The following is a 26,385-nucleotide window of genomic DNA, read 5'->3' as shown; positions in this document are numbered from 1 at the left end:
GGTCCTGCACGACAACCCCGGAAAGTCCAAGACTCGGAGGTGGCCGACCCGGCCCGTCACCAGGAGGCATCGATGGCAGCTCCGACCCACGTCCGCATCCTCGACGAGCGAACGCCGCAGGAGCGCGACCGCGCGTTCCTGCCCGGCGCGGGCAAGACCTGGCTCCTGCCGCTCTACGACACCTTCAGCCGCGTGGCCGGCATCCGCGCGCTGCACGAACGCGCGGTCGAACTGGCCGGCATCGAACCCGGCCAGGCCGTGGTCGACGTCGGTTGCGGCACGGGCAACCTGTCGTTCGCCGTGCTCGCCGCCCGGCCGGACGCGCAGGTCACCGGTCTCGATCCCGACGCGGACGCCCTCCGCAGGGCGGCCCGCAAGGCGCGCCGCCGCCGCGTCGGTCTCACCCTCGTCCAGGGGTACGCCGACCGGCTCCCCGCCGCGGACGCCTCGCTCGACCATGTGGTGTCGTCGCTGGCCCTGCACCACGTCGACGACGACGGTCGGGTCGCGTTCGCGCGCGACGCGCGGCGTGCTCTCCGGCCGGGAGGAAAGGTCACGATCGTCGACCTCGGCGGCCCGGCATCCACCGCCGAGGATGCCGGGCACCCCGCACCCGGCCACGGTCACCGCCCGTTCCGGGCCCTGACCCGTCCCATGCGTTCCCGGGTCGCGCACAGCCGGTGGTGGCCCGCAATCACGGCAACGGCCTCGTCACGCTCCTGACCGACGCCGGGTTCGGCGACGCCCGGGAGGTCGCGCACGTCGACCACAGGTTCGGCCGGGTCACCTTCGTACAGGCGTCCCGACCCTAGGGCCTGCCTCAGCGGGCCGCCGTCCGGCCGTCGAGGGCGTCGAGGTAGCCGGCGAAGCCGTGCGGGGCCCGGCCGTGCCGCCGGGCGCTGGTCCGGACCGGGCAGCCGGCGTCGGCGACGACCCGCATGGCACGCCGGCGACCGCGCTCGACCAGGTCGTGGTCCTCGCCGTGTCGCAGGTCGGAGAATCCGCCCAGCCGCTCGTAGGCCGTGGCGGCGCAACCCAGGTTCGCGCCGTGGACGTGCCGGTGACCGGCGGCGGTCAGGCCCTGCCGATACCGGATCTCGAAGCGTTCCCGGACCTGCTCGGAACGGACCGCCCAGTCGGTGACACGCACGGTGCCGACCAGCAGGTCGGTGCCGGCGCGGGCGTGGCGCAACTGCCAGCCGCCCCACCGCCGGGGCACGCGACTGTCCGCGTCGGTGGTGACGAGCCACAGGCCGTCCGAGCCGTAACGCAGGGCGTACGCCATGCCGGCGGCGCGGGCACGGCCGACGCTGCGGGCCCGTACCGTCACCACGACGGCGCCGAGGCGCTCGGCGACGGTGGCCGTCCCGTCCCGGCAGTCGTCCGCGACGACGATCACCTCCGAGCGCACCGGCAGGTGCCGGAGCGCGCCGCGGACCGAGGTCAGACAGCCGGGTAGCAACACCTGCTCGTCGTGGGCGGGCACCACGACCGCGATCCGGTTCACCGCAGACCTTCGGCCTGCGCGACGGAGCGGGCCGGCGGCGGCACCCGGAGGAAGACGTCCAGGAGGAAGTCCGCCTCCTCGTGCCGCGCCGTCCGCGCCAGCCCGTCCACGTGTTCGAGCACCCGGTGCACGTCGTCCCCGCCACGGACGTGCTCGGCCACCACGGGCCGCCAGTGCACGGCGACGAGCGTGCCACCCGGCGCGAGCGAGTCCACCGCCCGGGCCGTCAGCAGGTCGAGGCCGGCGTCGTCGAGGTAGTAGCCCAGCTCGGAGAGCACGACCAGGTCGAAGGGCATGTCCGTCGCGGCCGGCCACTCGTCGGGCACGCGCATCTGCTCCACCCGCACGTGCGCCAGGTCGGAGAGCCGCTGCCGGGCGCGGGCCACGGGCGCGGCGACGAGGTCGACCGCGAGCAGCCGGTCGCACCTGGCGGCGAGACGGCGGGTGAGCACGCCTGTCGAACACCCCGGCTCGAACGCCGACCGGTATCGCCGACGAGGCAGGCAGGCGACCGTCAGATCGTGCTTGCGCTGTTCGTACCAGCGGGTCTCGAAACTCCACGGGTCCTCGGCCCCGGCATACATGTCGTCGAAGTACGCCGCCGGAGTGCGTCGGGCGGTCATGGCACGAACACCGTCTCGTAGGGACGCGCGAAGCGGGCGAGGACGTGCGGGGGAAGGATCGCGGCGTCGGCGGGGTCCGGTCCGAGCGGCCGGACCTGGCTGTGGAAGGCGTCGATCGCGTCCCGCTTGGCCGCCCTGGCCGCCCCGGTCAGGTCGATCCGGCGCGCGCGGTGCCACGGCACGTCGGGTTCGTCCGGCTCGGCCCAGTGCCACGTCCAGACGGGGAACTCCAGCAGCATCGCGCCGGTGCGCCGGCAGGCCGCCGCGGCGGCCCGTCCGACCGCCTCGTGGTCCGGGTGGCCGTCGCCGCGCCAGGTCGTGACGCACCACCGGCCGGGTGCCAGCCGGGCGGTCAGCGCGTCGGTGAGCGCCGCCTCGTCGACCCCACCGTCGGGATGCCCGAGGTGCTCGATGGCGGCGGGCGCGACGCCGAGCAGTCCGCACGCCGTGACCGTCTCGGCCCGCCGGATCGCGGCCAGTTCCGCCCGGGAGTGGACCGTCGAACCGGGATGGGACGCCTCACCGTCGGTCACCACCGCGATCTCAGCGCCGGGACCCTCGGCGAGCATGGCGACCAGGCCGCCGACACCGAGCACCTCGTCATCGGGATGGGGGGCGACGACGAGCGGCGGCGTCGACCGCACCGGGTCGTCCAGGGCCAGCGCGGGCCAGGCGGCCGGGGCGGGCCACGTACGCCAGATCGTCTCGTCGGTGCCCGCGCCGGCGATCGGCCTCACCATCCGGGGTCTCCGACCGCCGTCACCAGCTCACCCAGATGGGCCAGGTCCGCCTCCGCGTGGCTCTGGCGCACGTACACCGTGAGGTCGGCGACCCGCCTGGCGTGGTCGGCGTCCTGACACAACGGGCCCGCCCCGAGCGCCCGGCCGACCCGGTCCACGACGGTGGTGGCGGTCGCCTCGACGGTGGCGCGAACCCGGTGCGCCAACCGGTCCGCGTCGCCGGTCGGGTTCGCGTCGATCTCGGCGGCGGCGGCGAACAGGACGGCCCGGGCGGTGGTCAGGGCCGCGTCGACGGCCCCGAGGTGCGCCAGCGCGTGCGGGCCGAAGTCACGGCGCCGCGCCGCGGCGTGCAGGGTGTCGGCGACCCCGACCGCCCCGCCGTACCAGCAGGCCGCCACGCCCAGCCCGCCGTGCCAGAAGCCCGGCCGCGCGGTGTAACCGCCGGGACCGCCCACCGGCACGGCGGTCACGCCGTCGAAACGGACGGTCCGGCTGTCGCTGGCGGCCATGCCGACGGCGGGCCAGGTGCCGGCCACCGGGGTGACTCCGGCCGCGCCGACCTCGATCGCGAACAGTCGTACCTCGTCGGCGGCGACGGCGGTCACCAGGGCCCGGGACAGCAGCCCCGCTCCGGAGCACCAGGGGCGGTCACCGGTCAGCCGCCACCGGGAGCCGTCCCGGGAAGCGGTGACCGAGGCCGGTGCGGCGGCCCAGACGCCCCACGGTTCGCGACGCCACCCGGGATCGATCGCCGCACCCAGCTCGGCGAGGATCGCCAGCGCGTCGGCGTGCCCCTCCCCCAGCCGCGCCAGCGCCAGGTCGGCGCGGCCGAGTTCGACGAGACGCCGCCACCGCTCCGCCGTCCGTCCGCCGCCGGGCAACGGCAGGTCGAGACGCCCGTCGCGCACCGCCGACCGGAACGCCGCCGCCGTGTGCCGCCCTCCCGTGGTCACCTCGGACCCCCACCCGTCATCGCGAACCCCCATCCCGGCACTACGGCAACCGACGTGGGTCGCGGCCGGAAGATGCCCTTCCCACGGGGGGCGAAACATCGCCTGACATGGTCGGGCGCGCACCTGCCGCCAGTGGTCAGCGGATCCCGGCCACCGGCTGCGCCGGTGCGGTCAGGGTGACCGGTGCGTCGGGGCGTAGTCGGGGCCGACCACGGCGAGCAGGGCCAGGGTGTCGGCGTCCGGGGATCCGGCCGGCGCGGTGTAGAGCACGAGGTGCTGGTCGCGGTCGGTGAGGTCGAGCGAGTCGCAGTCGAGGGTGATCTCACCGACCAGCGGGTGGTGGAAGGTCTTGGTGAGCATCGACGCGGCCCGTACGTCGTGGCGGTCCCAGAGGCGGGCGAAGTCGGGACTGGCCCGGCGCAGCTCGGCGACCAGGCCGGTCACCGCCGGGTCGCGCGGATACCGGGCGTGGGTGGCCCGCAACCGCCGGACGGCGTGTCGGCGGAACTCGGCGGCGTCGGAGACGCCGTACATCGGCGCGGCGCCGAGCGCCGGCCCGAGGAACGCCCGGCGCGCGAGGTTGCGCTCCCGCGGGGCGAGCCGCCCGAAGTCCTCCATGAGCGCGGCTGCGAGATCGTTCCAGGCGAGCACCTCGAAGGTCGCGGACGTCACGAACGCGGCCGTGCCCGGCAGCCGGCCGAGCAGCGCGAGGATGCTCGGGCGTACGTCCCGGCGGTGCAGCCCGGCGCGGCTCGGCGTGGCGCCGGCGAGGACGTGCAGGTGGTCGGACTCGACGTCGGTCAGCCGCAGCGCGCCCGCGACGGCGGCGAGGACCTCGCCCGACGGCCGTGGCGCGCGGCCCTGTTCGAGTCGCACGTAGTACTCGGTGGAGATGTGCGCGAGCACCGCGACCTCCTCGCGGCGCAGGCCGGGCGTACGGCGTCGCCGACCCGGGGCGAGGCCGACGTCCTCCGGTCGCAGCCGGTCGCGGCGGCTGCGCAGGAACGCCCCGAGTTCGTGTCTGTCCATCCCCCGATTCTGCCTCCCGCGCGGCGGCCGAACCTGGTACCACCGGTGCCTGTATGCGCGGTCGAGCCGCCACCACGCTCGGGGCATGACCAACGACGGGAACACCACACCGATCGGCCTGCTCACCGGCAAGGTCGTGCTCATCACCGGCGCGAGCCGCGGCATCGGGGAGGCCGCGGCCCACCTGTTCGCCCGCGAGGGCGCCACGGTCGTGCTCGCCGCCCGCGACGCGGACGCCCTGCACCGGATCGTCGCCCGGATCCGCGCCGACGGCGGCGTCGCCGACGCGGTCACCCTCGACCTCGCCGACCGGGCGAGCGTGCGCGCCGCCGTCGAGCGCGTCGACGAGCTGCACGGCCGGCTCGACGGCGCCTTCAACAACGGCGCGGCGATCCAGCAGCCCGGGCCGCTCGACACGACGAGCGACGAGGACGTGGAACGGCAGTTCACCGTGAACTTCCGCGGGCACTGGACGGCGATGACCGCCGAGGCGGCCCTGATGCGGCGCACCGGCGGCGGCGCGATCGTCAACACCTCAAGCATCGGCAGTCGCCGCGCGAACCGGGACCTGCCCGCCTACGGGGCGATGAAGCGGGCGCTCAACAGCATCACCGAGACCGCCGCCGTCACCTGGGCCGGCCAGGGCATCCGGGTCAACGGCATCACCCCGGGCGGCACCGCGACCGAGATGATCGACGCCTGGGAGGCGGCGTCCCCGGGCGTGATCGAGCGGATCAACACCGCCATCCCGCTGGGTCGGATGGCCGAACCACGCGAGGTCGCCGAGGCCGCCGCCTGGCTGCTCAGCGACCGCGCCGCCATGGTCACCGGCGCGATCGTCCCGGTGGACGGCGGCGCCGGCGCCTGACACCTCCCGTCGTGGCGCCGACTGTCGGGGACAGTGCCGGCGCAGGAGGCGTACGCGCGTTGTTGCCTTGACCCTCGACCTGGTGGAGCCCGCACCCTTCGTGCGTGACATTCGAAGAACGTGACCCGCGACAAGATCGTCCGATGATCGACCTGGAGCGGCTGCGGCCGATCCTGCGGGCGAGTTGGGGAGCGGACACCTGCGATCCGCACGACGTGGCGGACTGGCACCCCGGCAACCCGGCCCGCGGGCAGTGTGGGGTCACCGCACTGATCGTGCAGGACCTCCTCGGCGGCGCGCTCGTCCTCGGTGAGGTCTTCGTCGGCGGCGTCAAAGTCGGTTACCACTACTGGAACCGGCTGCCCGGCGGCGACGACGTCGACCTCACCGCCGACCAGTTCCACCCGGGAGAGGCCGTCGTCGGCGCCCGGGTGCAGCACCGCCCGCCGGGACCGCCGGGGCGCTGCCGGCAGCAGTACGACCTGCTACGGCAGCGCGTCCGGTCCGCCCTGGAAGGCGGTCCGGCACCTCCGACGGCGACCGAGACGACCATATTCGGGCTAATCCGTCCCGGTTCGGGTACGGCGCGTCCATGAGCGAACAGCGCCGGAAGGCCGACCGCGCCGAGGAGACCACTCCCGAGCGACCGGAGCCGGAGCTCGAAGAGGCGTTCGACCGGCTGGTGGAGGAGGGCGACACGCGGCTGGCCCGGCCGTGGCCGGCGCTGATCGCCACCGGGCTGCTCGGCGGCATCGACGTGGGCACCGGGGTGCTGGGGTACCTGCTGGTCGAGCACGCCACCGGGCAGCCGCTGCTGGCCGGGCTCGCGTTCAGCATCGGTTTCGTGGCGCTGCTGCTGGCTCGCAGCGAGCTGTTCACCGAGAACTTCCTGGTGCCCGTGACCGCGGTGGTCGCCCGACGCAAGTCGTTCGGGTCGCTGCTGCGGCTGTGGGCGGTCACGCTGGCGGGCAACCTGGTCAGCGGCTGGCTGCTGGCCTGGCTGATCGTCACCGGCCTGCCCGCGCTGCGCGAGACCGCGATCGAGTCCGGCCGCTTCTACGCCGACCTGGGCGTCAACCTGCGCTCGTTCGTCCTGGCGGTGCTCGCCGGCATGGTGATCACCCTGATGACCCGGATGCAGCACGCCACCGAGAGCCTCGGCGTCCAGCTGGTGCCGGCCCTGCTGTTCGGCGCGCTGCTCGCCGGCGGGCAACTGTTCCACAGCGTGCTGGACTCGATCCTGATGTTCGCCGCGCTGGCGACCGGGCACGCCCCGTTCGGCTACCTGGACTGGCTCGGTGCACTGGGCTGGTCGGTGCTGGGCAACGTCGTCGGCGGGGTGGGCCTGGTGGCGTTCCTGCGGCTGGTGCGGGTGGAGCACCGACTGCTCCAGGAACGCGCCGACCAGTCCTGAAGCGTTCCGGACCGGGGCTCCGGGAGGGGGCGCACACGTGCCAGGATGATGGGGCCGCCCCATCCAGCTCAGCCGGAGGGATCGATGTCCCACACACGCCAGTCGTCCGACGAGGCTCCCGGGACCGGCGGAACGGAAGTCGCCGGAGTCGAGGCCCTACGCGCCGCCGAACGGCGTCTGCAACGCGCTCAACTGTCCTCCGACGTCGCGGAGCTGGATCGGTTGCTCGACGACCGGCTCGTGTTCACCGGGCCGGACGGCGCTCTCTATTCGAAACAGGACGACCTGCGCGTGCATCGGTCCGGTCAGCAGACGATGACCCGGGTGGACGAGGAGGACCTGGCGGTCCTCGTGGTCGGCGGCACCGGGGTGACGTGGTTCCTCGGCACGCTGGAAGGAACCCTCTCGGGCGAACCGTTCGTCGCACGGGTCCGCTACACGCGGACCTGGATCCTCGACGACGAGGGATGGCGCCTGGTCGCGTCGCACGTCGGCCCCGCCGACGGGCACGCCGCCGCGCACGGGTGACGCCACCTGCCCGGCGCCGTGGGGAATGACCCCGGGCAGTTGGCGGACGGCTAGCCGGCGGGCCGCCTCCGCGCCGCGCGGGAGCGGCCGTACTCGGCGAGGGCGTGGAAGGCGGCCTTGGGCGTCCACGAGCCGTCCGGCAGCACCCGAACGATCCCCCGTGCGGCCAGGTCGTAGTCGTGCTCGGGGTCGCCGGTGGTCGGCAGGTGCCGGTTGGCGAACGTGTAGACGAACGCCGCCTCCACCCCACCGGCCTCGTAGTCGCGCAGCAGGTCGACCAGGTAGCGGGCCTGGCCCTCCTCGTCGCGCTCCAACGCCGCGGTGAGCGTGGCGGCGCGGCCGTGTTCGTCGTACGTCACCGGCTCGGTCGCGCCCGCGACGTCGGCCGCGCCGCGGTACGTGCAGCAGCCGAACTCGGTGGCGGCGTAGGGCTTGCCCTGGCCAACCGCCGCCGCCAGGCTCTGCGGGAACGCCGCGGCGTTCGTCGCGTCGCGGTAGCCGGCGTCGCTGGCGATGATGTCGAACGGCGACCAGTCGACGTCCTCCAGCGGGATGGAGGCGTATCCGACGGGGCCACCGAAGCGTTCGCGCACCGCGGGCACCGCCTCGGCGAGGAAGTCGCGCACCGCGGCCCGGGCGGCCGGGACCGCCTCCCGCATCCGCATCGGGTCGGTGAACAGCGCCATCCGCTCGGCCAGGTCGCGGCCGGGCAGGAAGCCGTCGGTGAACATGGAGATCTCGGAGCCGGTGAGGTACACGACCGGGACGCCACCACGCCGCAGCCGTTCGGCCCGCTCGGCACCGTCGAGCACGAACGCCATGAGTTCGTCGCGGTCCAGGCCGTTGGTGAACGGGCAGTACCACACCTCGAGCCCCGCCTCGGCCGCCAGCCGCGCGGTCAGCTCCAGCCGGTCCTGGACGCCGCCGGTGACGCGCACCGCGTCGCAGTGCAGCTCGTCGCGGATGACGCGCATGTCGTTGCGTACGGTGTCGGGGTCGAACGGCTCGTGGGTGGTGGACCCGGCGCTGACGAAGCCGGTGTCGTAGTTCATGCCGAAGACGCGCATCGGGAGCCTCTCCTCAGGGTACGCCTCGTACCTTATAAGGTACGGCGGGTACCCTGCAAGCCATGGGCACGAGGCGTCGGGGCGCGGAACTGGAACGGGCGATCCTGCTCGCGGCGGCGGCGGAACTGCGCGAGTCCGGATACCCGGGCATGACGATGGACCGGGTCGCCGCCCGCGCCGGCACCAACAAGAACGCCATCTACCGCCGGTGGCCGCACCGCGCGGCGCTGGGCATCGCGGCGTACCGCCACCTCTCCGACGCCGCCCTGCCGAACCCGGACACCGGCAGCCTCCGAGGCGACGCGCTGGAGATGCTCCGGCGGGCCAACGAGACGTGGTCGTCGCCGCACGGCGTGATCCTGCGCGGCCTGCTCGCCGCCGCGGCCGACGACCCGGAGCTGCTCACCCTCATGCGCGAACGCTCCGGTGCGGACACCATGGACCGCGCGTGGATCACGATGCTCGAACGGGCCGTGGCCCGCGGCGAGGCGCCGACCGCGGCCACCCACCGCCGGGTGGCGACCACACCGATGATGCTGCTGCGCGCCGAGTACGCGATGCGCGGCGTCCCCTCGGTCCCCGACGAGGTGCTCGTCGAGATAGTCGACGAGGTGTTCCTGCCCCTGGTGCGCGGTCGCGGCTGATGCTGCTCCGCTGCCCGCCTCAGGCCCCGCCACCCGCCAGGAGTGGGAGGTAACGGCCCAACTCCTCGGCGAACCGGCTCACCGCGACCAGCCCGACGTGCCCGTCCGGGCGCACGACGAAGAGGGAGTCGGGTGCCGCGCCGTAGATCGCCCGGACCGCGTCAGCGCTCCCCGGCGACGCACGCCGGACGTCGAGCACGCGGAGGGCATTCGCCGGACCGCCCCGGCCCACCACCGCCTCGCAGCCGCCGACCGCTTCGTCGCCGAACGCGAGCGCGGTGAACTCCGCGCCCCGCATGAACTCGAACAACCGGAGTCGTGAGCCGTCCGCGAGGGTGAGGGGCGCGTCCGGGGCTCGGTCACCGGCCCGGACGATGCCGGGCTCCGGTCGGGTGTCCCGGCTGAGCCGGCGTCCGCGATAGTTGTTCCGGAGCTGGAAGATGTCTGCCGTCTCGCCACGGTCGTCGGCGGCGTCCAGCCCGTTCATCAGGCGCGCGGCGATCGGACGGCGTTCCTCCTCGTAGGTGTCCAGAAGGTCCGCCGGAGCGCCCCGCAGGACCATGCCGAGCTTCCAGGCGAGGTTTGTGCGCGTCCTGGATGGCGGTGTTCATCCCCTGACCACCCGCCGCCGGAACGGCATGCGCGGCATCTCCGACGAGGAACACCCGGCCGACGCGGAACCGGCTCGCGATCCGCTCGTTCGTGCGGCTGACGGTCATCCAGGGAGCGTCGTCGAAGGTCACCGCGACGCCCTCGGACCGCTCGTCGAACAGCCGTTGGACCGTGGCCAGTTCGAGAGCGGGGACGTCCGTACCGGGCCGGAGCGGAGCGACGAACTGGAAGGTGTCCGTGCCCGGCAGCGGGCAGACGGACACCCGGGCCGCCGGGTCGTCGGGACGCGACCAGTTGTGCCAGTAGGAGCGGTCCAGGCCCGAGGTGCGGACGTCCGCCGTGAGGAACCGTTCGTCGTCCCTGGTCACACCGTCGAAGGTGACGTCGAGGGCTTTCCGTACGGTGCTCGCCGCGCCGTCGGCGGCGACGACGAAGGGGGACCGGAGACGTTCGGTCCCGCCGGGCCGGCGGATCGTGGCGGTGACCCCGCCCTCGTCCTCGGCGATCGCGACCAGCATCGACTGATATTCCACCTCCACGCCGAGTCGACGCAGAGCGCCCCGGAGGATCTCCTCGGTCCGCCATTGCGGGACCATCCAGGTCTCCGGGTAGGGAACACCCGGGGATGCCGTCGGCTGGCCGATCCCGAGCAGGTCGTAAAGCGACTTCTCCCAGGCCAGGCGACCTGCGCGATAGCTCCGCCAGCGCGGGAACGGCCCCCCGGCGGCCAGCACCTCCTCGACGACGCCGAGCGTGTCGAAGACGTCAAGCGTGCGGGGTTGGATGCCCTTCGCCCGCGAGCCCGACGCGGGCGACGCGGCCCGCTCGACGAGCCGGACGCCGACGCGACGGCGCGCGAGGGCGAGTGCGGCGACCAGGCCCGCCGGCCCGGCGCCCACGACCAGCACAGGGGGATTCACCGACGCAGTGTGTCGGGACCCCGCGCACGCGCCAACCGGTTTTCCGGTCACTCACCGCGCATGTCCCGCAGGTGCCGCAGGTCCTCCGGCACCGGGCTGTCCGGCCGGTAGACCAGCGGGGCGTCCCCGTCCGCCGTGGCGGCGGGCGCGTCGGCGAGCGAGAAGCGGTCCCGCAGGCGTCCGAAGAAGTCGGTCGAGCCGAACCGGAGGATCCGCAACCGCCACGGCGCGGCGTACGCGGCCACCCAGTCGCCCGGGTCCAGCACCCCCCGAAGCTGCCCGTCGATGCTCACCGCGACCTGCCCCGACCGGGGCAGCACCCGCACCCCCACCGACTCCTGCGGGGAGAGAAGCAGGCTGCGGTTGAACGCCATGTGCGGGGCGACCGGAGTGAACACCAGCGCGTCGAGCAGTGGCGACAGGACCGGCCCGCCGGCCGCGAAACTGTAGGCCGTCGAACCGGTCGCGGTGGAGACCATCACCGCGTCGGCGGAGTACGAGGCGAACAGCCGCCCACTGATGTATAGGCCCAGGCTCGCCTGCCGGTCCCGGGCGAGCTTCTCGAAGACCACGTCGTTGACGGCGACGACGTCCAACGGCACCCCCCAACCGACGGCCTCCGGCGTGCTGTCGCGCACCCCGGGCGGAGGCATCGCCGGACCCCGGCCGTAGCGCAGCAGCGTGCCGAGTTCCGGGGGGATCTCCAGGGGCCGGGAGGCGCGCATGGTCAGGGTCATCCGCTCCTCCACCCGCACCGGGCCGACCCGCGCCGCCTCAAGGGTCTCGATCGTGCGCTCCGGGGGCACCTCGGTGAGGAACCCGACCCGCCCGACGTTGACCCCGAGGACCGGGCAGTCGACCGTCGCGGCGATGTGCACGCCACGCAGGAAGGTCCCGTCACCGCCGATCGTGACGATCAGGTCGAGCAGGCCGATCGCCCGTGTCTCGTCCCGGCCGGTGCGCCGCTCGGTCGCGTGCCACACGTCCAGCTCGACCGTCTCGACCCCCCGGTCGACGCCCCAGGCCCGGATCTCCTCGGCGGCCCGGGTCGCCTCCGCCTTGCCGGAGTGCACCACCATGCCGATCCGGTCCAACCGCATCCGTGTCCCCCCGGTCCCGCGCCGCCACCCCGCCGCCGACCTCCACCGTGACACACCGGGCCCGCGATGGCCGCGCCACCGCCGTAGTCACCGCATCGGATGGTGTGCCGAGCGGTCCGGGCTACCCGGCCCGGAGGGTGAGCAGGGTGATCTCGCTCGGCGCGAAGATCCGGAACGGCGGGCCCCAGAACCCCGTCCCCCGGCTCGTGTAGAGCTGGGTCCGGCCGTGCCGGCTGAGGCCCTGCACGACCGGCTGGTCGAGCCGGACCAGGTAGTGGAACGGCCACATCTGGCCGCCGTGGGTATGCCCGGACAGTTGCAGATCCACGCCGGCCGCCACCGCGTCGCCGATCTGCTTCGGCTGGTGGGCCAGCAGCAGCACGGGCAACTGCGGATCGGCGCCCGCGAGCGCCGCGGCGTGGTCGGCCCGGTGACCGGCCAGGCCGGACGAGGCGGCGGTCACGTCGTCCACCCCGGCGACGACGAGCCGGGCGTCGTCCCGCTCCACCACGAGGTGCCGGTTGTGCAGCGGCTCCCAGCCGAGGGCCCGCATGTGCTCGACCCAACCCTGCGCCTCGCCGTAGTACTCGTGGTTGCCCGTCACGTACACCCGGGCCAGCCGGGCCCGGACGGCGCCGAGCGGGGCGGCCTGCGCCCGGCGCTGCTCGACGGTGCCGTCGGCGATGTCGCCGGTGTGGCAGACGATGTCGGCGGCCAGGTCGTTGACCACCTCGACGGTGCGGGCGGACCAGCGGGCCCGGTCGATCGGGCCGTAGTGGGTGTCGGTCAGCAGCACCACCCGGACCCCGTCGAGGCCCGCGCCGAGCCGGTCGACGGTGACGTCCACCCGCCGGACCCGGGGCACGCGCATCGCCTCGGCGTACCCCCAGACGGCCAGGACGACCGAGACGAGCGCCACGCCGACCGCCACGGCCCGGGACCGGACCGGGTCCGCGACGCCCGACGCGGCCAGCACGAGCCGGGCCACGGTGCCCAGCACCGCCCAGACGAAGAGGATCCAGACCAGGCCGAGGAGCGTGTCGCCGGCGCGGGCCGCCGCGTCCAGCCGCCGGCGGCCGTGTCCGAGATACATCAGCGCGGGGAACGCGACAAGCGCGACGACGAACACCGCCGTGCCGGCGGCCACCACCGGACCCGGCCACCGCGCGGCCACCGTCAACGTCCACCAGGGCAGCCCGAACAGCAGCGCGAGGACCGCGACAAGCGTCGCTCCGGACACCAGCGGTCGCAGCGACCGTCGCGCCGGCCGCGCGTGTACGGCGTCGCCAGTTGTCATCGTCGTCCCTCCCTCGGGTCCGTGCAGCATGGCACGGCCCGGCCCGGATCGACCACGCGCTGCGCCGGACGCCCGTGCGCGCATCCACAGGCATGGCGGCGGTCCGCAGGGGGAAGAGAACGGGGGTCGTGGGCGCGCTCCCACGGCTCGGCCCCTCGCCAGAATGGAGATTCCTCGTGGTCATGGCGCTACTGCTCGACCTCGCCAATATCGTCGGTGGGTTCCTGCTGGCTGCCGCGCTGCTGCGGCTGTTGCCCCGGGTCGGCGACGACCTGGACCGGTTGGCCGGTCGAGCCGCCCCGGTCGCCTGGATCGTCGGCCTGGTGGCGCTCGTAACCGGCGGCTACTACCTGATCGTCCACCTCGTTTCCGGCCCCCGGGTGTTTCATTTCGAGGTGGTCGGCATCGGCGTCGGGTTGGCGCTGCTGTGGAGCCGGTTGACCGGGCGGCAGGAGCCGCGGACCGAGCAGCCGGGCGGGGCCACGGGCGTCCGCCTGCTGCTCGCGATCTTCGGTCTCATCGCGATCGTGGTCGGCATCCAGGGTCTGTTCACGTCGGACGGATGACCGGAACTTCCGCCGCACCCGCCGGCCGCAACGGGACGGTCATCGTCATCCCGCGCCGATGGTGGCCGCGAGGTCGGTGAGCGCCGTCGGGGCGCGCGGGTCGCGGGCGACCCGAAGGAGTACGTTCCGACCGGCTGGGCGGTGGCGGAGCTCGGCCGTGGGTGCGCTGCGCGTCCGCCAACAACCGGGGCACCAGCTCGACCACCTGCGGATACCGGGCGTGCTGGAAGGTGCTCCACACGTGCCCGACCTCCCCCGCCAGCGCCTCGACCGACCGCACCGGGCGACCGCCGACCGGACGGCCCAGGGCGATCTCGTACGTCGACAGCGCCGCGCGGATCCGCTCCACCCCCTCGACGCGCTCGGCCACCCCGGCCGGCTCGGCGTGCCGACCGAGCAGCACCGCCGTCTCGATCCGCAGGGCGACGGCGATCTCCCGAAGCGTCGACACCTTGTCCAGCGACCGGACACCCCGCTCGACCTTGTCCACCCAGCTCTTCGACTTGCCCAACCGGTCGGCCAGCATCTGCTGGGACAGCTTGCGCCGACCCCGCCAGTACGCCACCCGCCGGCCGACCGGCAGCAGGTCACTGCCGTCCACGGCGCCACCGCCGGTCCGGCACCGCCCGGGTCGTCTCCTCGACCGGTATCCGATCCGCCTCGGCCTGCTGGAGAAGCCGACGCCGGGCGTCCTCCCGCTCCGCCTCCTGGATCTCCTCGCCTCGGCTTCCGGACGGGGTCTTCTCGCTCATCCCTACCTCCGCTGGTAGGGGCACGACGGCATGTTCGGCAGGGACCGACACCACCGCGCCCGACTCCAGGCGGGTCACTCTCCGGCGACGACCGTGACCGAACGTGATCCACCCTGGCCACAGCATCGAGTGAATGGCCGGTTACCCCAAGGTGCCACGTGTCCGCTGAACGAGTTGGCTGTCCGCTGTCAGGACACGGGCCGGTGCGTCTCGTAGACCTCGCGCAGCGCTGACACGTCTGTCGCGCCGGTCTGCTCGACCCGCCGGAGCACCTCTCGCGCCCGCCACCAGTTCGACGGCACGACCCGCCCGGAGCGGATCGCCTCGGCAGCGACCGCACTCGCTTCGTCGGGCTGATCGGCCGCGACCAGCGCCAAGGCCAGGTCGAGACGCGCCGAAGCGGAGCGCCGAGGGCGGTCGCCACCGTCCCCGCGCGGATCCAACTCCGCCAACACGACCCGGGCCACCTGCTCCGCAGCCGGGTCGCCGGCCCAGGACAGCGTCGTCGCCGTGTACGCCAACGCCTTTGTCGGGTCGTACCGGTAGTGATGTTCGGCCTGCTCCGGCACGGACAGGTTCGCGGTCAGCCGCTCCAAGCGGTCCAGCGCATCGCGGGTCCGCCGGACATCACCCACGCGCGCCCACACCCGCGCCTCCTGCGCCGTCGCCTGGATGTACGCCGAACTCCCGCGAGGTGCCACCCGCTGGGCCTGCTGCGTCAGTTCGAGCGCCTGCCGGGGCTCGCCCCGGGTGAGCCGGTCCCACGCCCGGGTTTCCAGGCACCACGCCTGGATCTCCGTGTGCTCGCCGTGTCCGGCGAGCTTGACAGCGGCAGCCAGGTGCGCGCCGGCTGCGGAATGCTGCTGAAGGTCGATGTGCACCGTCGCCCGCAGCACGGTCAGCCAACCGCCGGCGACGATCAGACGCCGCCGCTGCGCAAGGGTGCCCCGGCCGTCGAGCAGCCGACCCACGTACGCCAGATGCCGCCGCACCATCGGAAGCAGGTCCACCGGCCGCGTGGTCGGATACGCGCTTGCCAGATCGTCGACGCCCGCCTCGATCCGGCCCAGCGTCTCGGCGCTCACGTCACTGGCATGCACCCGAGCCAACAGTTCATCGGCCTCCGCGTCGTGGTCAACGGGCAGGCCGACAAGCCGCACGAGTGCCCCACCGGCCTGAAGAACCTCATCGAGATGCCGAGCCGTCTCGGGCGTCGGAGCCTTGGCGGCGATCTCCAGATCGTGCAGATGACTCTTGCCCCGATGCGCGAGCTGCCCCAGCGCCCGCAGCGACAGCCCTCGGCCGACACGCAGCGCCCGCAACCGAGCCCCGAAACGCGGATCGATGTGCGACACAACGACGCTCCCAGCGCAGGAAGGAGGAACGCGCGCCCCAGCTCTCGCCAGTGGACAACCACCACGGACGGTACACCGACCAGTCACGTCAACGTAACAACCACCGCTGCCTGCTGCGCGGATGCACCCATACCGTTCCACTCGCCATCCGAACGCCGCACGAGTGGAACGCCATGGGTGTCAAAAGTGCCCCGAGACACCCATACCGTTCCACCCATGGCCAGCGCGCGGCACGAGTGGAACGGTATGGGTGTCTGCGGCGCGCACCGCCAGCAGACGCGCAACCGCCAGCAGGCGCGCAGCCGCCAGCAGGACGGCAGGGGCTGGTCAGGCGCGGGTGCGCTGCCGCAGCCGGGTCGAGACGATCGCGCCGACCACCACGAGGACCGCGACCACAAGCGACGGCAGGGCGTCGGGCCGGCGCAGCAACTCCCCCGCCGACCCGGTGTTGCCCAGTTGGTGGAGGGTGCCCAGCAGGAGGGTCGGTGCGACGGCGATCAGCAGGCGCTGGTCGGCCGTCGCCACCCAGAGGAAGGCGGCCAATCCGACGACCACCAGGGCGGCGGCGCCGATCCGGGCACCCGTGTCGACCATGCGGAGACCGTTCGCGGAGATCAGATGCAGGGCGAGTATGCCGGCGGTGACCAGGACGGCGTTGGCCCGGGGCGCCGGCGGCACGTCCGCCGGACGCCGCAGGCCCGCCACGATCAGGGGCGTGGCGACCACCGGCGCCCACCACTGCGGCAGTCCGTTGAGGAAGAGGTACGGGGAGATCACGGTCGGCACCACTGCCGCGGCCACCACCAGGACGGCGGCGGTGCGGGTGCGGCCCGCGACGAGCGCGACCAGCGCTGCGCCGATCATGACCTCGTGGACGCCCTGATTCCGCAGGACGGTCAGGGGTTCGGCGAGCCCGCCGAACTGGAACGCCTCGATCAGGTCGTCGAGGCCGATGAGCGCGCCGAGCGCCAGCACCGCCATGGCGCCCAAGTGGATGCCCTGCCAGAGCAGCACGGCGGTGGGTCGGGGCGCGGTGCTGCCGCCGTGCACCCGTAGGGCGCCCCGGATCAGCGAGGCCGCCTCCCGGGGGCTGGGCCAGCGGCGGGTGGTCGGTTCGTCACCGATCAGCGTGTCGAGCAGTTCGTCGGCGCGTTCGCGCCGGTAGCCGGCCGGATAGGCCCGCAGCAGCATCCGGTAGCGCTTCTCCAGAACATCGGCACTCATGCTGGTCTGATCCTCGCGGTAGAAGGTTGCCGGGTGCTTGCCTGCGGTAAACCCCGGTGCGGCAGGCGGTCCATGACCACCCGGGCGGCCCGGGCGAGCCGGTCGGCCTCCTCGGCGAGCAGGCGGTAGCCCTCGTCGGTGAGCCGGTAGTAGCGACGGGCACGCCCGTTGACGATCTCCTCACCGTCGGCGGTGACGAGGCCCTCGCCGAGCAGCCGGTCGATCACCGAGTAGAGCGAGCCGGCGGCGAGGGTCACCCGTCCGTCCGACAGCTCGGCGACCCGCTTGATCACGGCATAGCCGTGGAGCGGGCCGCCGAGCAGGGCAGCAAGGACGAAGTACGACGGTTCCCGCAGCGCGGGACGCGAGGTCGATCGCATGAGTTGAATATACAAGCAACATGACTATCTAGCCAGGATGGTCCGCTCCGGCCCACCGCGTCAGCGCAGGACGCTCGCCACCACGTTGTGCACGTCGTCGACCGGCGGATCGCCGCGGTGCTCGGTGAACAACAGCTGCACGGCGCCGATCAGGGTCGGCGCCAGCACCTGCACGTCCGCGTCGGGGGCGATCCGACCGAGGTCGCGTTCGGCTGCCAGATAGCCGGCCACCGCGGCGACCGCCTCGCCCACCAGGGGAAACCGGGCGGTGCCGGCGGCGCGTAGGCGGTTGCGCAGCTCGTCGCGGGCGATGGTGAGCACGATGATCGCGGACATGACCGGCTCGAAGAGTTTGAACATCGCGTCGGTGAGGTTGCCGGCAACGGTCCCCGTGCCGGCCGCACCGCGGAGTGCCGCACCTTCCGCCTCCACCCGCGCGATGCGGTCGAGCACCAACTCGACCAGGAAGGCGTCGAAGTCGGCGAAGTACCGATGCAGCACGCCCTTGGCGACTCCGGCCTCGTCGGTGATCGCGCGGCTGGTCAACGCCGTGACACCGCCGCGGGTGAGCACCCGCACGGCGGCGTCGAACAGTTGCTGGCGCGGATCGCGCAGAGCTACGCCGGTCGGCATGCAACGCTCCCGCTTCGTTAATGGGCGATCGCCCATTAGAGTGGGCGCATGGTCACTCTACCGCCGCAACCGCACGAAGCCCGCCGCGTCGCAGAGTCGTTCGGAACCGACCCCGGGCGCTACGACCGCAGTCGGCCGCCGTATCCGGATGCGTTGATCGAGCACATCGTCGCCGCCGCGCCGGGCCCCGCATTCGTCGACGTCGGTTGCGGGACCGGGATCGCAGCCCGCCAGTTCCGCGCCGCCGGGCGTACCGTCCTCGGTGTCGAGCCCGACCCCCGGATGGCCGAATTCGCCCGCGCGGGCGGCATCGACGTCGAGGTGGCGACCTTCGAGGCGTGGGAGCCCGCCGGCCGCGACTTCGACGCGATCGTCTCCGGCACGGCCTGGCACTGGGTCGACCCCGTCGCCGGAGCCGCCAAGGCAGCCGAGATATTGCGTCCGGGCGGCGTCCTCGCGCCGTTCGGCCACGTCTACGAACTGCCGTCGCCGATCGCCGCCGCGCTCGCCGACGGGTTACGCCGGGCTGCGCCGAACCTGCCCTACCGGCAACCGACCGGTTCCATTCTCGACGGCTACCGCGCCCTCTACGACCGCGCCGCCGAGGGAGTCCGCGCGTCCGGCTGTTTCGCCGAACCCGAGATCCGCCGTTACGACTGGCAGCGCACCTACGCCCCGGACGAACTGCTCGAACTCGTCACCACGTCCGGCGGCCTCGCGAGCCTGCCACCGGATGATCTCGCCGAGATCCTGTCGACGGTCGCCACCGCGGTCGACGGCGACGTCACCCTCGCCTACGCCACCTGGCACCTGACCGCTGTCCGCAGGTAGGCCGTCCGCGCGGCCGGACCGGGCTGACGCGGGCAGGGCGACCGGGGCCGCCGGTGGCGACCCCGGTCCCGGATCAGCTTGCGCAGATGCCGTATCCGTTGAGGCTCCACGAGCCGGCGAAGCCGTCGGCGTCCTCGTCCGCCCGCATCCGCGCGGTGTTCCCCCCGGTGATGTTGATCGCGGTGAGCAGCACCTGGCCGTTGCCGGCGACGATGTCCGCGCCCGCGCTGTAGAGGCCCTTGCCGGCCGGGCACGCCTTGAGGTGGCTGTCGGACGGGTCGCTCGCGCTCGTCCCCGTGACCGCGACCCGCTCCAGCCCGGCGGGCGCGTTGGCGCAGACCGCGATCGAGGTGGCGCTCCAGCCCGTCGGTGAGGTGCCCTGCACGGTGACCGCCCGGACGGTCACCGACGTCAGGTCGAACGACGGCACCACCTGGTCGAGCACGACGTCGCCCAGGCCGCTGTTGATCCGCCCGCCCATGCCGATGACCTTCTTCGTCCCGCAGCTCGCCGTGACGTACTCCGTCCCGGCCGCCCCGGTCGCGGTCACGACCTGGTATCCGGCCGGCGCGGTGGCGCACTGGGCGAGAGCCTGCAGCCCCCAACTGCCGGCGAAGTTGACCGGGCCCACCTCCCGCAAGGTCGCGATGAACCCGGTGCCGTTCGCCAGCGGCTCCAACCGGTCCAGCCCGACCCGTCCGGCGGCCGACGAGCCGGCGGGGAGGAAGCCGCCGCCCCCGGTGACCACCTTGCCGGCCGGGCAGGACGCGAGCGCCGACTTGTCCACGCTGCTGTTCGCCGCCGACTGGGTGACCGTCTCCAACCCCGCCGGCGCCGCCGAGGCCGGTGCCGCCCAGCCCACGCCGGCCACCACGGCGGCCGTCGACACGACGGCCGTCAGCACGCCCCGCCCCCTGTTTGCTCGCATGTCCTTCTCCCTCTCCGCCTCGGCCGGCGCCGCGCCGGCCCGCCTCCCGCCGGACCTGCGGGTCCGTCGGCTGGGAAGAGCCTGAGCGGGGCCGTTTGTCGTCCGCTATCCGACGGCTTGGCGCCGGCCGCGCCGGGTGCGCCGTCCATAGACTGTGGGCGTCCGACCACGACTGACGAGGAAGCCATGCGGTGGTCCCTCCTCGGCCCCGTCCAGGTGACCGCCGGGGGCCGGGTCCTACCCATCGACCGCCCTCAGCAACGCGCGGTGCTCGCGCTGCTGCTCCTCAACGCCGACCGGCTGGTGCCCCTCGGGCAGTTCGTGTCGGCGCTCTGGGCCGACGAGCCTCCCGCCAGCGCCCGGACCCAGGTCCAGGTCTGCGTCTCCCGGATCCGTGCGGCCCTGCGGGAGGCGGGCGCGGCCGACCTGCTGACGACCCAGGGCGGCGGCTACCGGCTCACCGTACGCGGGACCGAGCTGGACCTCGCCGAGTTCTCCGGGGCGGTCGAGCGGGCCGGCGCCGAGGAGGCGGCCGGCCGGCGGGCGGAAGCGGCGCGACTGCTGCGCGACGGCCTGGCGGTGTGGCGGGGGCCGGCGCTGGCCGGCGCGGCCGGCGCCTTCGTCGACGCTGCCGCCGCCGGCCTGGAGGAACAGCGGCTGCTCGCGTACGAACGGCTCGCCGCCGTGGAACTCGGCCTCGGCCGGTTCGCCGCGACCGCGCGTACCCTGCGCCCCCTGGTGACCGAGCATCCGCTGCGGGAGCCGCTGGTGGCCGGGTACCTGCTCGCCCTGGCCGGCTGCGGCCAGCGGGCCGCCGCGCTGCGGCTCTACGCCGCGACCCGCCGCCACCTCGTCGACGAGTTGGGCGTGGAGCCCGGCCCCGAGTTGAGCGGGGCCCACCTGCGGGTGCTGCGGGAACGGACGCCGGCCGAGCCCGCACCGGCGGAGCCGGCCGGTCCGCCTCCGGCGCAGCTTCCCGGCGACCCCGCCTGGTTCACCGGTCGCACGGCGGCGCTGCGGCAACTGGACGGGCTGCTGCCCGCCGAACCGGCGGGAGCCGTCGGCGGCGGCGAGGGCGGTCCGGGCCGGGCGGTGGTCATCTCCGCCATCGCCGGCACCGCCGGGGTCGGCAAGACCACCCTCGCGGTGCACTGGGCCCATCGGGTCGCGCACCGCTACCCGGACGGGCAGCTCTACGTCAACCTGCGCGGGTTCGACCTCGACGGCCGGGCCGTGTCGCCGGGCGAGGCGCTGCGCGGCTTTCTGGAGGCGTTGCACGTGCCGTCCCAACGGGTGCCCACCGACCTGCCCGGGCAGGCGGCCCTGTTCCGGACCCTGCTCGCCGCCCGCCGGGTCCTGGTGCTGCTCGACAACGCCCGCGACGACGAGCAGGTGCGGCCCCTGCTGCCGGGCTCCTCGGGCAGCCTGGTCGTGGTGACCAGCCGTAACCGCCTCACCGGCCTGGTGATCAACGCCGGCGCCCACCCGGTGACGCTGGACCTGCTACCGCCGGCCGAGGCCCGGGAGCTGCTGGCCGCTCGGCTCGGTCGTGGGCGCGCCGTGCGCGAAACGGCGGCGCTGGACGAGATCGTGCGCCGCTGCGCCGGCCTGCCCCTGGCCCTGGCGGTCGTCGCGGCCCACGCCGTCGGGCAGCCCGCCGTGCCGCTGGCGGCGCTCGCCTCGGAACTGCGGAACGCCGAGCCGGACCGGCTCAGCGCGTTGGCCACCGGTGACCCCGGGACCGACGTGCGGGCGGTCTTCTCCTGGTCGTACCGGGCGCTGGACGCCGACTCGGCGCGGCTGTTCCGGCTGTTCGGCCTGCATCCCGGCCCGGACGCCGGACGGGCGGCGGTGGCCAGCCTCGCCGGCCTGCCGCCGGCGCGGGTCGGCCCGCTGCTGGCCGACCTCACTCGGGCGAACCTGCTCACCGAGCGCGCCGACGGCCGGTACGCGATGCACGACCTGCTTCGCGCGTACGCCTCGGAACTGTGTCACGGCACCGACTCCGAGACCGAGCGGACGGCCGCCCGACGCCGCCTGCTCGACCACTACCTGCACGCCTCGCACGCGGCCGACCAGCTACTCGACCCGTACCGGTTGGCGCGGCCGGCCGCGTTGCCGCCGCCCGGGCCGGGGGTGACGGTGGGCGACCGGGCGGACCACGCCTGGGCTACCGCGTGGTTCGCCGCCGAGCACCATGTCCTGCTGGCGTGCGTGGAGCAGGCAGCGGGCACCGGCCTGGACCGGCACGCGTGGACGCTCGCGGCGACCCTCACCACGTACCTCGACCGCAGCGGACACTGGCCGGAGCTGGCCGCCGCGCAGCGGACCGCCCTGGCGGCGGCGCTGCGCCGGGGTGACCTGGCCGGGCAGGCCCTGGCGCACCGGGGCCTCGCCATCGCCTGCACATGGTCGGGCGAGCACGAGGCGGCGCACCGGCACTACCGACGCGACCTGGAGTTGTACGGCGAGTTGGGTGACGACACCGGACGGGCGCACACGCACCTCGGGGTGAGCTGGGTGCTCGCGCGGCAGGGCCGGCTGCGGACGGCTCTCGACGAGACCCGGCTGGCCCTCGACCTGTACCGGGCCGCCGACTACCGGGTCGGGCAGGCCAAGGCGCTCAACAATCTGGGCTGGATGCACGCCCGGCTCGGCGAGCCGGGGCCGGCGCTGCACTGCTGCCAGGCGGCCCTGCGGCTGCACGAGGAGACCGGTGACCGGCACGGCGCGGCGCTGACCTGGGACAGCCTCGGCTACGTCCGGCACGGCCTGGGCGACCACGACCGGGCGGCGGACTGCTACCGGCGGGCGCTGGCGCTGCACCGGGAACTCGGCGACCGGTACGACGAGGCCGAGGTGCTCGACAACCTGGGTGACAGCCTGCGGGCCGCCGGTGACCTCGACGCCGCGCGCCGGGCGTGGCGGGAGGCGCTGACGATCTTCGACGAGCTACGCCATCCGGACGCCGACCGCCCTCGTCTCAAGCTGGCCGCCCCGGCCGTCCCGGTGACCTCGGCGGGCGACGACGACACCGCGTGGGCCGGGCGTCCGTGACGCCCGGCCCACGCGGGTCACGGCCTGCTCAGCTCGCCGCGCAGGACAACGACGGTACGCCGTTGGCGCCGGTCGACGATCCCAGGAAGCCGAAGGTCGCGGTGCCGCCGGCGCTTATCGAACCGTTGTAACTGACGTTGCGGGCGGTGACCGTCGAGCCGCTGGTGGTCACCGTCGCGTTCCACGCCTGCGTCACCTGCTGTCCGTTCGCGTAGGTCCAGGTCACCGTCCATCCGCTGATCGCCGAGCCGCCGGCGGTCACCCGTACCTCGGCCTGGAAGCCACCCTGCCACGAACCGGTCACCGTGTACGACGCCGAACAGGACCGCCCGCTCGGCGGCGGAGTCGTCGGCGGCGTGGTCGTCGGCGGAGTCGTGGTCGGCGGGGTCGTGGTCGGCGGGGCGGTCGTCGGCGGGGCGGTCGTCGGGGTGCCGCTGCCGATGGCGCTCATGATGGCGTCGATGATGCCCTGCTGGGTGACCGTGGCGCTGCTGCGGTTGAACAACCCGAACCCGTACGCCCCGTTGTAGCCGTTGTCCCAGTAGGCGGTGGCCGCCCCGTACTTCTTGGCGGTGGACACCAGGGTCCGCGCGTAGTCCGCGCGGTACCTGTTGTTCGTCGAGTCGGCCGACGTCTTGTCGACCGAGCCGTACTCACCGACGAACACCGGGTATCCACGCGAGACGAACGTGTCACGCACCTTCTTCAACTGGGCGTCCATGAAGTCCTGCTGTCCCCAGGTCGACTTCCGCGCCGGGTTGGTGGCGGCCGGCCCCCACTGCGTGATGGTGCCGTTCTCCTCGCCGGCGAAGTCCCAGGGGTCGTAGTAGTGCACGGAGATCATGAGCCGCTGCTCGTTGGCGGGCACGGACGACGACCGGTACTGGTCCGTCGGCAGCACGAAGCCGTAGTTGCCCACGGTGTAGTCGATGTTGGTGTTCCAGCCGGGGACGAGCAGCCAGCGCGAGGCGTTGTTCCCGCCGGTCCGGCGGACCGTGTCCACGAAGATCTGGTTGTAGGCGTTGATGTTCGAGTAGCACGGCTGGGTCGGATTGCCGTACTGCCCGTCGAACTCCTCGTTCATGGACTCGAAGATGAGGCGCTCGCTGTAGCTCTGGAACCTGGTCGCGACCTGCTGCCAGACCTTCTGGTACTTCTCCTTGATCGTCGTCTGGTTCGACGAGTCACAGATCAACCACGAGCCGGTGATGGTCTTGTAGCCGTCGCCGTGCATGTTGATCAGCACGTACAGGCCGCGACCGTAGGCGTAGTCGACGATTTCCTGGATCCGGTTCAGCCAGGCGGAGCTGATCGTGTAGTTCGGGGCGGACCCGATGTTTCCCAGGTACGACACCGGGATCCGGATCGTCTTGAATCCCGCCGCCTTCACCCGGTCGATGAACGCCTGCGTCACGACCGGGTTGCCCCATGCCGTCTCGCTGGGGATCCCGTTGGCGTTGGCCTCCAGGGTGTTGCCCAGATTCCAGCCCGCCCCCATGTTGGCGACGAGTTGGGTGGCGTTCACCTGGGCCATGCTGTCGGCCGACGCGGAACTCGTCATCACGGCGGCGGATCCGGCCAGCGCCAGTACGCCGGACACTATGGCGAACTGAATTTTTCTCAGTGTGGACTTCACAAGCATCTCCCGTCTTCGAACCAACCGTCACGCTGGGTTGTCGAAGCGTTTCGACGACAGTCGATTGCCGACACTGGCAGTCGATGGGCTGCCAAGGATAGATGCATGTCCATAAGCTGAGCAACTCGCGGTTTACCCGCTCCCATCACCTGACGGTGATCTGCGCCGTTACCTCGGTAAGACCCCCGCGCACCGGAGGCAAGGATGGACAGCGATTCGACTCCACCGTATTCCGACGAGGCGCGCGCCACGACCGTTGCCCACCGCCGGCGCCGGATCGTCGCGGCCCTGCTCGGGGTGCTGATCGCCATTCCGCTTGTCGGTGACGCCGCCCCCGCGTCTGCGGGTGGCGCCCCCGCCAGCCGCTCCACCGTGCCCTCGCCCGCGCTCTCCCAGGCACGGCTCCTCTCCGGCGTGATCGCCACTGCCGCCGGCTTCGGATACAGTCTCGCCCTGCGTTCCGACGGCACCGTCGTGGCCTGGGGTGACAACGAAATCGGTCAGCTAGGTGACGGCACCACCACGGATCGCCTCACTCCGGTGCGGGTCTGCGCCGTCGGTCAAACCGCTCCGTGCACCGGGTTTCTCGACCGGGTGGTCGCCATCGCTGCCGACGCCAACAGCTTCCACAGCCTCGCCCTGCTCAGGGATGGCACTGTCGTGACCTGGGGCGCGAACGACTGGGGTCAACTCGGCAATGGTCGCGACGGCATCGGTGCGCACCAGTCGACCCCGGTGCGGGTGTGTGCGGTGGGTGAAACGGCACCCTGTGACAGTTTCCTGAGTGGGGTCAGGACCATCGCCGGCGGCGGATTCCACAGCATGGCGCTGTTACGCGACGGGCGGTTGGTGACCTGGGGCATGAATTCAGACGGTGAACTCGGCGACGGCACCCTCGACAACCGGTCCACCCCGGTGCGGGTCTGTGCGGTGGATGAGACGGCACCGTGCGGCAGTTTCCTGAGTGGGGTCAGGACCATCGCCGGCGGCGGATTCCACAGCGTGGCGGTGGTGGGCAACGCCGCAGCCGTCGCGTGGGGTTACAACGGAGTTGGTGAACTCGGCGATGGCACCACCGCCAACCGTTCCACTCCGGTCCGGGTGTGCGCGGTAGGCGAAGTCGCGCCCTGTGATCGCTTTCTGTCCGCGGTCAGGTCGGTCACCGCCGGCGGTTTCCACACCATGGCGTTGCTGGGCAGCGGCGCGGTCGTCTCCTGGGGTCTGAACTACTCCGGTGAGCTCGGTGACGGGACCCGGGTGAACCGTCCCACCCCGGTGCGGGTCTGTGCGGCGGGGCAGGTCGCGCCCTGCAGCCGTTTCCTGTTCGGGATCAGGGCCATCGCCGCGGGCGGCTTCCCGAGCGTGGGCTTCCACAGCATGGCGTTGCTGAGCAGCGGCAATGGTGTCCTCACCTGGGGAGCCAACGCCCTCGGTGAGCTCGGTGACGGGACCCGGGTGAACCGTTCCACCCCGGTGCGGGTCTGTGCGGTGGGACAGGTCGCGCCCTGCAGCCGTTTCCTGTTCGGGATCAGGGTCATCGCCGCGGGTGGCCTGCACTCGATGGCGCTGATGACCGGCTACACCGTTGCCACGTGGGGCGGTAACGAGTTCGGGCAACTGGGTGACGGCACCCGCACCGACCGGTCCACACCGGTCGGGGTTCTCGCTCCCGACTAGCGTCACCTGGACCGGAGCACGGCCGTGACCGAGGCTGAACCCGC

General features: G+C 73.2%; 28 protein-coding genes. 10 read left to right on the top strand and 18 right to left on the bottom strand.

What is annotated here, in order from left to right:
* Positions 1–72 precede the first annotated feature (72 nt).
* Positions 73–723: a class I SAM-dependent methyltransferase gene (locus O7619_RS13100; RefSeq protein ID WP_282287959.1), complete on the top strand. Its 651-nt coding sequence runs from the start codon at positions 73–75 to the stop codon at positions 721–723.
* Between the two features lie 97 nt (positions 724–820).
* Here O7619_RS13100 and O7619_RS13095 read toward each other — a convergent pair whose 3' ends face one another.
* The 5 genes from O7619_RS13095 to O7619_RS13075 all read right to left on the bottom strand — a co-directional run bounded on the left by O7619_RS13095 (position 821) and on the right by O7619_RS13075 (position 4,852).
* The gene (locus O7619_RS13095) at positions 821–1,507 is read right to left on the bottom strand and encodes a glycosyltransferase (RefSeq protein WP_282287958.1); all 687 of its coding nucleotides are present in this window, start codon (positions 1,505–1,507) and stop codon (positions 821–823) included.
* Entirely contained in the window at positions 1,504–2,130 is a 627-nt protein-coding gene (locus O7619_RS13090) for an SAM-dependent methyltransferase (RefSeq protein ID WP_282287956.1), read from the bottom strand. Before O7619_RS13090 ends, O7619_RS13095 begins: the two co-directional genes overlap by 4 nt.
* A complete protein-coding gene (locus O7619_RS13085; RefSeq protein ID WP_282287954.1) occupies positions 2,127–2,870 on the bottom strand; it encodes a PIG-L family deacetylase in 744 nt (247 codons plus the stop codon). Before O7619_RS13085 ends, O7619_RS13090 begins: the two co-directional genes overlap by 4 nt.
* Positions 2,864–3,823, bottom strand: a complete 960-nt coding sequence (locus O7619_RS13080) for an acyl-CoA dehydrogenase family protein (protein WP_282287952.1) — start codon at positions 3,821–3,823, stop codon at positions 2,864–2,866. The genes O7619_RS13085 and O7619_RS13080 overlap by 7 nt, the downstream gene beginning before the upstream one ends.
* A gap of 171 nt (positions 3,824–3,994) precedes the next feature.
* Positions 3,995–4,852, bottom strand: coding sequence for a helix-turn-helix transcriptional regulator (locus O7619_RS13075; RefSeq protein WP_282287950.1), 858 nt, complete (start codon positions 4,850–4,852; stop codon positions 3,995–3,997).
* Positions 4,853–4,937: 85 nt separating this feature from the next.
* Here O7619_RS13075 and O7619_RS13070 point away from each other — a divergent pair, with 85 nt between their 5' ends.
* The 4 genes from O7619_RS13070 to O7619_RS13055 all read left to right on the top strand — a co-directional run bounded on the left by O7619_RS13070 (position 4,938) and on the right by O7619_RS13055 (position 7,662).
* Entirely contained in the window at positions 4,938–5,720 is a 783-nt protein-coding gene (locus O7619_RS13070; protein WP_282287947.1) for an SDR family oxidoreductase, read from the top strand.
* 143 nt (positions 5,721–5,863) lie between these two features.
* Positions 5,864–6,316 (top strand): hypothetical protein, encoded by a 453-nt coding sequence (locus tag O7619_RS13065; RefSeq protein ID WP_282287946.1) that lies wholly within the window; start codon positions 5,864–5,866, stop codon positions 6,314–6,316.
* Positions 6,313–7,134, top strand: coding sequence for a formate/nitrite transporter family protein (locus O7619_RS13060; RefSeq protein WP_282287945.1), 822 nt, complete (start codon positions 6,313–6,315; stop codon positions 7,132–7,134). The genes O7619_RS13065 and O7619_RS13060 overlap by 4 nt, the downstream gene beginning before the upstream one ends.
* Before the next feature lie 84 nt (positions 7,135–7,218).
* On the top strand, positions 7,219–7,662 hold the full coding sequence (locus O7619_RS13055; protein WP_282287944.1) for a nuclear transport factor 2 family protein: 444 nt from the start codon (positions 7,219–7,221) through the stop codon (positions 7,660–7,662).
* 50 nt (positions 7,663–7,712) lie between these two features.
* Here O7619_RS13055 and O7619_RS13050 read toward each other — a convergent pair whose 3' ends face one another.
* On the bottom strand, positions 7,713–8,729 hold the full coding sequence (locus O7619_RS13050; RefSeq protein WP_282287943.1) for a hypothetical protein: 1,017 nt from the start codon (positions 8,727–8,729) through the stop codon (positions 7,713–7,715).
* Positions 8,730–8,791: 62 nt separating this feature from the next.
* Here O7619_RS13050 and O7619_RS13045 point away from each other — a divergent pair, with 62 nt between their 5' ends.
* The gene (locus O7619_RS13045) at positions 8,792–9,373 is read left to right on the top strand and encodes a TetR/AcrR family transcriptional regulator (protein WP_282287941.1); all 582 of its coding nucleotides are present in this window, start codon (positions 8,792–8,794) and stop codon (positions 9,371–9,373) included.
* A 19-nt stretch (positions 9,374–9,392) separates the two neighbouring features.
* Here the strand turns inward: O7619_RS13045 and O7619_RS13040 are convergent, their stop codons facing one another.
* The 4 genes from O7619_RS13040 to O7619_RS13025 form a co-directional block, all read right to left on the bottom strand.
* Positions 9,393–9,683, bottom strand: coding sequence for a hypothetical protein (locus O7619_RS13040; RefSeq protein WP_282287940.1), 291 nt, complete (start codon positions 9,681–9,683; stop codon positions 9,393–9,395).
* Positions 9,684–9,732: 49 nt separating this feature from the next.
* Entirely contained in the window at positions 9,733–10,905 is a 1,173-nt protein-coding gene (locus tag O7619_RS13035; RefSeq protein ID WP_282287939.1) for an FAD-dependent monooxygenase, read from the bottom strand.
* Between the two features lie 47 nt (positions 10,906–10,952).
* Positions 10,953–12,005: an NAD(+)/NADH kinase gene (locus O7619_RS13030; RefSeq protein ID WP_282287937.1), complete on the bottom strand. Its 1,053-nt coding sequence runs from the start codon at positions 12,003–12,005 to the stop codon at positions 10,953–10,955.
* 121 nt (positions 12,006–12,126) lie between these two features.
* Positions 12,127–13,302, bottom strand: a complete 1,176-nt coding sequence (locus tag O7619_RS13025) for a metallophosphoesterase (protein ID WP_282287936.1) — start codon at positions 13,300–13,302, stop codon at positions 12,127–12,129.
* Positions 13,303–13,484: 182 nt separating this feature from the next.
* On the opposite strand from O7619_RS13025, the gene O7619_RS13020 reads away from it, so the two are divergent.
* The gene (locus tag O7619_RS13020; RefSeq protein WP_282288811.1) at positions 13,485–13,868 is read left to right on the top strand and encodes a hypothetical protein; all 384 of its coding nucleotides are present in this window, start codon (positions 13,485–13,487) and stop codon (positions 13,866–13,868) included.
* Here O7619_RS13020 and O7619_RS13015 read toward each other — a convergent pair.
* The 6 genes from O7619_RS13015 to O7619_RS12990 form a co-directional block, all read right to left on the bottom strand.
* Entirely contained in the window at positions 13,852–14,469 is a 618-nt protein-coding gene (locus O7619_RS13015; RefSeq protein ID WP_282287934.1) for a helix-turn-helix domain-containing protein, read from the bottom strand. The two genes, O7619_RS13020 and O7619_RS13015, sit on opposite strands and share 17 nt — an antisense overlap.
* The gene (locus O7619_RS13010) at positions 14,456–14,620 is read right to left on the bottom strand and encodes a hypothetical protein (protein ID WP_282287932.1); all 165 of its coding nucleotides are present in this window, start codon (positions 14,618–14,620) and stop codon (positions 14,456–14,458) included. Before O7619_RS13010 ends, O7619_RS13015 begins: the two co-directional genes overlap by 14 nt.
* 188 nt (positions 14,621–14,808) lie before the next feature.
* Entirely contained in the window at positions 14,809–16,026 is a 1,218-nt protein-coding gene (locus O7619_RS13005) for a helix-turn-helix transcriptional regulator (RefSeq protein ID WP_348774379.1), read from the bottom strand.
* A 276-nt stretch (positions 16,027–16,302) separates the two neighbouring features.
* Positions 16,303–17,199 carry a hypothetical protein gene (locus tag O7619_RS13000; protein WP_282287928.1) on the bottom strand — a complete coding sequence of 299 codons (897 nt, stop codon included), beginning with the start codon at positions 17,197–17,199 and terminating at the stop codon, positions 16,303–16,305.
* Complete coding sequence (locus tag O7619_RS12995) at positions 17,196–17,579, bottom strand: helix-turn-helix transcriptional regulator (protein WP_282287926.1); 384 nt, start codon at positions 17,577–17,579, stop codon at positions 17,196–17,198. Before O7619_RS12995 ends, O7619_RS13000 begins: the two co-directional genes overlap by 4 nt.
* Positions 17,580–17,639: 60 nt before the next feature.
* Positions 17,640–18,212 carry a TetR/AcrR family transcriptional regulator gene (locus O7619_RS12990; protein WP_282287925.1) on the bottom strand — a complete coding sequence of 191 codons (573 nt, stop codon included), beginning with the start codon at positions 18,210–18,212 and terminating at the stop codon, positions 17,640–17,642.
* Between the two features lie 153 nt (positions 18,213–18,365).
* Between O7619_RS12990 and O7619_RS12985 the strand changes: the two genes are divergently transcribed.
* A complete protein-coding gene (locus O7619_RS12985) occupies positions 18,366–19,043 on the top strand; it encodes a class I SAM-dependent methyltransferase (protein WP_282287924.1) in 678 nt (225 codons plus the stop codon).
* 73 nt (positions 19,044–19,116) lie between these two features.
* On the opposite strand, the gene O7619_RS12980 is transcribed toward O7619_RS12985, so the two are convergent.
* Positions 19,117–19,971, bottom strand: coding sequence for a hypothetical protein (locus tag O7619_RS12980; protein WP_282287923.1), 855 nt, complete (start codon positions 19,969–19,971; stop codon positions 19,117–19,119).
* A 186-nt stretch (positions 19,972–20,157) separates the two neighbouring features.
* Between O7619_RS12980 and O7619_RS12975 the strand changes: the two genes are divergently transcribed.
* Positions 20,158–23,028: a BTAD domain-containing putative transcriptional regulator gene (locus O7619_RS12975; protein WP_282287921.1), complete on the top strand. Its 2,871-nt coding sequence runs from the start codon at positions 20,158–20,160 to the stop codon at positions 23,026–23,028.
* A 28-nt stretch (positions 23,029–23,056) separates the two neighbouring features.
* On the opposite strand, the gene O7619_RS12970 is transcribed toward O7619_RS12975, so the two are convergent.
* Entirely contained in the window at positions 23,057–24,628 is a 1,572-nt protein-coding gene (locus O7619_RS12970) for a cellulase family glycosylhydrolase (RefSeq protein ID WP_282287919.1), read from the bottom strand.
* Positions 24,629–24,868: 240 nt separating this feature from the next.
* Between O7619_RS12970 and O7619_RS12965 the strand changes: the two genes are divergently transcribed.
* Positions 24,869–26,341 (top strand): RCC1 domain-containing protein, encoded by a 1,473-nt coding sequence (locus O7619_RS12965; protein ID WP_282287917.1) that lies wholly within the window; start codon positions 24,869–24,871, stop codon positions 26,339–26,341.
* The last annotated feature ends 44 nt before the right edge of the window (positions 26,342–26,385 follow it).

Origin of the sequence: Micromonospora sp. WMMD998 (assembly GCF_029581235.1) — a bacterium.
Classification (GTDB): Bacteria; Actinomycetota; Actinomycetes; order Mycobacteriales; family Micromonosporaceae; genus Micromonospora.
Note: the sequence above shows the minus strand (reverse complement) of the source record. Positions and strands in the feature narration are given on the sequence as shown.